At 45.1% G+C, this 6632-nt stretch carries 6 protein-coding genes; 4 read left to right on the plus strand and 2 right to left on the minus strand.

Features of this window, described 5'->3' with window-relative positions:
- The first annotated feature begins 82 nt into the window (after nt 1-82).
- Nucleotides 83-727, plus strand: a complete 645-nt coding sequence (locus ACE4RR_RS20115; RefSeq protein ID WP_375537226.1) for an SDR family oxidoreductase — start codon at nt 83-85, stop codon at nt 725-727.
- Nucleotides 728-825: 98 nt separating this feature from the next.
- Here ACE4RR_RS20115 and ACE4RR_RS20120 read toward each other — a convergent pair whose 3' ends face one another.
- Both ACE4RR_RS20120 and ACE4RR_RS20125 read right to left on the minus strand, forming a co-directional pair.
- Complete coding sequence (locus ACE4RR_RS20120) at nt 826-1947, minus strand: S8 family peptidase (protein WP_375537227.1); 1122 nt, start codon at nt 1945-1947, stop codon at nt 826-828.
- A 306-nt stretch (nt 1948-2253) separates the two neighbouring features.
- The gene (locus ACE4RR_RS20125) at nt 2254-2379 is read right to left on the minus strand and encodes a hypothetical protein (protein WP_375537228.1); all 126 of its coding nucleotides are present in this window, start codon (nt 2377-2379) and stop codon (nt 2254-2256) included.
- Between the two features lie 175 nt (nt 2380-2554).
- Between ACE4RR_RS20125 and ACE4RR_RS20130 the strand changes: the two genes are divergently transcribed.
- From ACE4RR_RS20130 to resA, 3 genes are all read left to right on the plus strand, one after another.
- Nucleotides 2555-3466: a helix-turn-helix domain-containing protein gene (locus ACE4RR_RS20130; RefSeq protein WP_375537229.1), complete on the plus strand. Its 912-nt coding sequence runs from the start codon at nt 2555-2557 to the stop codon at nt 3464-3466.
- Nucleotides 3467-3565: 99 nt separating this feature from the next.
- The gene (locus ACE4RR_RS20135) at nt 3566-5587 is read left to right on the plus strand and encodes a methyl-accepting chemotaxis protein (RefSeq protein ID WP_375537230.1); all 2022 of its coding nucleotides are present in this window, start codon (nt 3566-3568) and stop codon (nt 5585-5587) included.
- A 165-nt stretch (nt 5588-5752) separates the two neighbouring features.
- A complete protein-coding gene (resA, locus tag ACE4RR_RS20140) occupies nt 5753-6307 on the plus strand; it encodes a thiol-disulfide oxidoreductase ResA (RefSeq protein ID WP_375537231.1) in 555 nt (184 codons plus the stop codon).
- The last annotated feature ends 325 nt before the right edge of the window (nt 6308-6632 follow it).

Consider the following 6632-nt stretch of genomic DNA (forward strand, 5'->3'; position numbering starts at 1 on the left):
AAAGGGGGAGGTGTTTCTAAAAGTTTACGTAAGATTGTCAAAGGGAAGATAAAAGAGGGAATATGGAAGGAGGAAAACAACAGTGAAAGTACTGATAGTAGGAGCAAACGGAAAAGTCGCAAGACAGCTTGTGAAAAAACTGAGTCAAAATGATACACATGAAGTGACGGCAATGATAAGAAAACAGGAACAGGAAGGTGAATTAAAGGAGCTTGGGGCGGACCGTATCGTTCTCGCTGACCTGGAAAAGGATATTGATCACGCTTTTGAAGGGCAGGATTGTGTTGTGTTCGCAGCAGGTTCTGGACCGAACACCGGTCCTGACAAAACCGTAATTATCGATTTGTGGGGAGCCAGAAAAACCGTGGAGGCTGCTGAAAAACATGGAGTGAAGCGCTTTGTCATGATCAGTTCCATGCGCTCGGAAGACCCGGAGGCAGGACCCGAGAACATGCGTCATTACCTTATCTCAAAAAAGCTTGCTGATGAGTACTTAAAAGAAAGCAGTTTAACTTATACGATCATTCGTCCCGGTCCCCTCTCCAATGACGAGCCGGCAGGTACTGTATTGTTAAAGGAAGATATTAATGAAGGCAGTGAAAAAATTGCAAGGGCTGATGTGGCGCATGTGATTGCAGAATTACTTGAAAAAGAAAATACGTACAATAAGACCTTTGAACTGCTCGGTGGAAAGACTCCAGTTGAAGAAGCAGTGAAGCAGCTCTAAATATCTAATGAAAGGAGACTGCAGCGGCACTTCCCTAAATAAAGCAGTCAGGCACCCACAATTTGTGAGTGCCTGAATACTATAACGTAGTTAAATACTTAGTCCAGTGCTGCTTCAACATCAATCAGTCCGTTGCCGTAATAAAATGAATCCCCAAGAGGCTCAGCTGTCTCATTCAGACGTTCACGAACTTCGCTGTTTGTCATGCCAGGGTCATCATGCAGGAGCAGAGCGGCAGCTCCTGCAGCATGAGGAGAGGCCATTGACGTTCCGTCAAAAGGTTCATACGAATTACCAGGCTTGGTGCTTAATATGTCCACACCGGGTGCCATTACTTCAAGCTCATTTCCAACGCTCGAAAAAGACGCGCGGCTGTCACTTTCATCCACAGCCCCAACGGCCATGACCGATTCATATTTCGCTGGATAGTTGATTGTGTTAATGAAACCGAGTGAACCTGAATTACCGGCGGCAGCAATGACCGTTACGCCGGCATTGTAAGCATTATTGCTGGCTTCCTCGAGAGCCTGAGATCCCATCGTGCCGCCGAGACTCATATTAATGACGTCCATATCATTATCGATGGACCACTCAATTCCCTGAGCAATTGAGCTGAGGCTTCCACTTCCCTGGGAGTCCAGTACTTTAACAGCGTATAACTCAGCGGCATGGGCCATGCCGAGCACGCCACTGTCATTATCTACGGCTGCAACAGTGCCGGCAACATGGGTACCATGGCCGTTACCGTCCGTCGCGGGATCCGATTCTCCCGGCACAAAGCTTTCTCCACCTGCTACATTCAGATCTTCATGGCCACCGTCGATGCCTGTGTCTAGAATTCCTACCTTCACACCGTCACCAGTCGTTCCGTTAGAATGAATTTCAGGCCCGTGCAGGCTGGATACACCCCAAGGTACTTCTTGATCGAGAGCTTCCATTTCTACATTTTCTTCAATGAAGTCAATATTCGGGTTATTTTCTAGTGCTTCCACGGCCTGCTCCGGAAGTTTGACCTCTAATACATTCATATGTTTGAATTCGTGTTCGACCTCTGCTTCTCCGCCTGTTACCTGAGAGAGATTGACAAGACTCTTGTTGCCGTTAAAGCCGATTAAGTATTCTTCCATCTCTACAGCATCTGCCTGGCCGTACCCTGTAGTAAAAAGGAGTCCTGCTGCCAATGCCATGCCTGTCCATTTTCCCCATGAATTCTTTTTCATCGAATAACCTCCTTAACGTTATTAGTCAAAGTATAATAGAGGGAAAAACTAGACGAATATCGAACTAGATATATTCATTGCTATTGAGAGGGTCTGGAGGGAACTGCACAATCCAAATGGGAAAAAATTATGCAATCATGCATATATAGAAAGGAAAGAGAACAGACAGATTTCAATGTAAGCAATAAAACCTGCAAATGCGACAAATATTGGCATTAATCTGATCACTGAGTACGATAGTTCTATATGAGTAATAAGACTTTAAAAGAAAAATTCCCATGCCTGGACATGGGAAGGAAGAAAAAATTAATGCTCGTAAGGAAGATCCATTGTTGAAACGTCTGCAGCGGAAAGTATTCCAGGGTCAGCTCCTAAGCTCAGGGCAATGAGAAATATAGAACATATCAGAGTTTTCATGAGAAATGGCTTCATCTATGACATCCCTCCTCGAGAATAATAGATTGCATTCATTATATAAGTTCTCCTACTCGAACAGAAACGTGATGTCATTGATTGATAGTTTATGAGAGAGATTCAAAGCGTGAATCTGTCTGATCTGTCATCAATCCGGCCATAACTATGCATATTTACATAATGAGGTGATACGATGGATTTGAATAGACTGGGAAAAGAAATTCATTATTTCCGGAGCCTGCGCGGTCTCTCTCAGCAGGAGCTCGCCAGGGATATTTGCAATCAATCGGAAATCAGCAGGATTGAAAGCGGTAAAGCCTTTCCAACACTGCAGACACTTTACTTTATTTCCTTGAAACTCAATGTCCCGATAACCTATCTCCTTCACACCTCTATGAACGAACGGGTTGATTATATAGAAGAAACGATGAGTTTGATCAACGAGCTGGTTCTCCATAAGCAGTACAAGGAGGTCTATGAGCTTACAAAAGCAGAACTGAAGCGTACAGATGAGCTGGAGGGTTCTTATGTCCATTTCTTACGGTGGCAGCATGCTGTAGCCGCCTTTGAAATGAACCGGATGTCGATAGAGGAGTGTATCGGCCAGATTGAAGCGGCACTGCAGGATCAAACAGCCCGCTTTTTATTCACTGCGCAGGGGCTTGAAGAAAAAATGTGCAACAGCCTTGCTATACTCTATGCCGAAAAGAAACATTTTTCTCGTTCCTTCTACTACTACGATCGAATTATCTCACAGGAAACGATGTCACAGTCTGATCCTGAACTCCTGCTGAAGGTATTTTACAATTATGGAAAAGCCTTGTTTGAGGCGGGGGAATTGGAGAAGGCGGAGAAAATAATTAATAAAGGCATCCGTCAGTCTAAGAAGCTTGGTAATATGACATTTCTCGGCCAGCTTTATTATCAGCGGGGCTGCTGCAAAGAAACACGAGAGGAACCTTCTGCATCAAAGGATTTTTTTAAAGCATATGCGTTTATGGAAGAAACGGGGAAGGTTGTACTGCAGGCAATAATCTATGAAGAAAAAGAGGATTATTTTATGAATGAAACGGTACGGTCGCTGTATCCGTTTCCAAAAAAATAATTACAATTTTTGTATTAAACTGTACTTCTTTTTTGTCGATAATAAAGAAGGACCAACAAAGGTCACGATATTATCATCAAGGAAGTCAGGTGGGGGAGAATGAATAGTTTACGGGCAAGATTGTTTTTATTAAGCGGGGGACTTGTCACTGCAGCCTTACTTATGACAGCCGTTGTCATTTATTTGCAAGTGTCCGGCACTGTCAAGGCAAATGTGGAAGAAAACGGCACGAGGCTAGTAGAGAAAGAGAAGCAGTATATTGAACAGTACCTCGAAGAATTTGAGCACCACCTCATGGTGATGAGTGAGGACCCGGTAGTTATACAATTTTTACAGGAAAAAAATAATAACGACGCTTCCTTTGCTGAAGGATGGACAGAGGTCGAAGAGTCGCTGCTGCGTTTCAGTAATCAATATAAAGACGTGGAACTGCTTTTTACAGGAGCTGCCAATACCGGAGTTAATACAGCACCGGTTGTTGATGTGGGAGACATGGATGCGACAACCCGGCCATGGTATGAAGCCGGTGAAGCAGATCCTGAACAGATCGGCTGGACCGAGCCTTACATTAGTGAGGATGGAGGAGAATATGTTGTCAGTGCAGCCAAAGCGATTCTTGACCCCTCTACCTCTGAAGTTATTGGGGTGCTCGGTATGGATATTTCCCTGGCGGGTCTGGCAGCGATGCTTTCTGAAATAGATGTGGAGTACAATGGCTATATGACACTGCTGGACAAGGATGGAAATGCAATAGTTCATCCGGAATTCACAGGGGAAGAGCTTGCGGACGATTCCGCATTACGCTCAGGACTGGATAAGGAAAATGGTCAGGTCGCCTTCGAGGAGAACGGACAGTCCTTTGAACTGTTTCATGATAAAATCAGCTTAAACGGCTGGATGATCGGATCCGTTTATAATAGTGAAGCCATGGGAGAAGAAGCAGACATGGTGCGGGATACCATTATTCTGATTGCAATCGCAGCGATTATACTTTCCCTTACCGCCAGTTACTTCGCCGCTAGAAGAATAACGAAGCCGGTGCGGGAGATTCAGGAGCGTGTGAACCGTTTTGCAAAAGGCGACATCTCTGTTCAGTTTCCTCAAAAATCGTACAAAGAAATTAACCAGCTGAGTGCAGATTTGAATAAAATGACAACCAGCATCCGCCAGCTCGTCCTGCAGATCGAGGAAACCGCGAAGCAGGTATCTTCGTCGGCTGAGCAGTTCAGTGCCGTTTCGGAGGAAACAAGCGCTGCTGGAGAAGAAGTGGCTCATGCTGTTAACGATATTGCAGGCGGTGCCCAGGTTCAGGCAGAGGAAGCAGAGAATACAAAACAGGAAATGGGCATTCTCACCACAGCTTTCATGTATTTACAGGATTCTATTAAGGATATTGCCAGTCAAACGGAGCTCTCCAGCCAGTTAAATGAGCGCGGAGTGCAGGAAGTCTCAGACCTTGAAGAAAAAACAACTGACTCACGCGAGATGATGAATAAAGTCGAGGACGTATTTTCCGGGCTTTCGAATCGTTTAAAGGAAATTGAGCAGGTGATGGCCTCGATCGGTGACATTGCCGACCAGACCAATCTTCTTGCTTTAAATGCAAGCATTGAAGCCGCCAGAGCGGGCGAACAGGGGAAAGGCTTCGCGGTTGTCGCAGAAGAAGTCCGAAAGCTTGCTGATCAGTCTAATCATTCTGCCGCCAAAGTACAGAAGATATTAGCGAATGTCTCAGAAGAAGCCGGAAAGGTCAAAACAACCGTTTCTCGTTCTAGAGAAGTTGGGGAAGCTCAACAGCAGGCGATGAATAATGTAAAAAATGCATTCACTCAAATGAAGGAAACAAGTGCTTCGATTACTACTGTCACCGCCCAGCTCCAGCAGGAGATTCCGATGATGGAAGAACGCAGAGCAGCGGTAGAAAAAGCGATTGAACGGATGGCAGAAGTCGCCGAATCTAATGCCGCCTCTGCAGAACAGGTGAGCGCCTCGGCAGATGAACAAAAGCAGGCCATACAATCTGTTGCAGGATCTTCGGAAGAATTAAATGAAGAAAGTGCTGTGCTGATCGATTTGATGAAGCAGTTTAAACAACAGCAAACAACCGAAGCGAGAGAATAAGCGAACCCGGCCGGGCTCTCAAGAGTTCATAAATTCGTGATTGTTTTATTATGCAAACAGACGTGCACCGGATTATACTAGTTAGGAGAGTACCGCTTGATAATAAGTCTGGCTCCATGAGAAACTGTTTACATAAGAAGCATTATGATCAGGAGGGAATACACCATGCCGGCCATGGAGAAAAAAAAGCACATAAAACGCCGCCGTTTGGTCATGCGTTCTTCCATATTAAGTGTGATCGCTGTTGTACTGGGCTACGTTTTCTATACAAATTTTATATCGGGAGAAGAGACTTCCGTTTCAGAAGGCGATGAAGCGCCTAATTTCATTCTCACCAATATGGAAGGAGAGGAGGTCGAGCTGGCAGATTACAAAGGCCAGGGTGTCTTTCTGAACTTTTGGGGAACCTATTGCCCTCCATGTGAGGAAGAAATGCCCTACATGGAAAATCAGCATAAGGAATTTGAAGACAGAGGTGTCGAGGTGCTTGCCGTAAACGTAGGTGAATCAGACCTTTCTGTCGAACGCTTTGTCAACCGTCACGGCTTGAATTTTCCTGTCCTGATGGATAAAGAAAAAGACGTACTCGACCGTTATGGAGTTGGGCCGCTGCCGTCCACCTTCCTCATCAATCCTGAAGGGGAAGTGGAAAACATTATTACAGGCTCCATGACCGAAGAATCGATTAAACAATATATGGAATCCATTGAACCAGCCTGACCGGCTTTTCTCAGCCCGTTCTGCTCATCCGTTGAGCAGAGCGGTTTTTTATACATGTAGGAAAGTAAGGATTGTGTTGATTTCATCCCTGCACCGTTAACGGAACCCATGGCCGGCAAAGTTAAAAAATCAGACTGTTTTGGAGCAGACAGCGGATCCAGTGCTGTTAGTATGATTGGTAGACACCTCTATAACGGTATGGCATCATCATACCAAGGAGGGGTTCACATGGGTGAACAACGGCAACGTTATAGTGAAAAATTCAAAAAAGAAACGGTTCGATTTGTCCAGGAACAACGACAAAAGAAATCGATGACAGATATTG

Source organism: Alteribacillus sp. HJP-4 (assembly GCF_042139015.1).
Lineage (GTDB): Bacteria > Bacillota > Bacilli > Bacillales > Marinococcaceae > JBHIKY01.

Bases quoted from the DNA above. Each gene is read 5' to 3' on its own strand.
- ACE4RR_RS20120 (WP_375537227.1), bottom strand. From the start codon at position 1,947: ATGAAAAAGAATTCATGGGGAAAATGGACAGGCATGGCATTGGCAGCA.
- ACE4RR_RS20125 (WP_375537228.1), bottom strand. From the start codon at position 2,379: ATGAAGCCATTTCTCATGAAAACTCTGATATGTTCTATATTTCTCATT.
- ACE4RR_RS20130 (WP_375537229.1), top strand. From the start codon at position 2,555: ATGGATTTGAATAGACTGGGAAAAGAAATTCATTATTTCCGGAGCCTG.
- ACE4RR_RS20135 (WP_375537230.1), top strand. From the start codon at position 3,566: ATGAATAGTTTACGGGCAAGATTGTTTTTATTAAGCGGGGGACTTGTC.
- resA (WP_375537231.1), top strand. From the start codon at position 5,753: ATGCCGGCCATGGAGAAAAAAAAGCACATAAAACGCCGCCGTTTGGTC.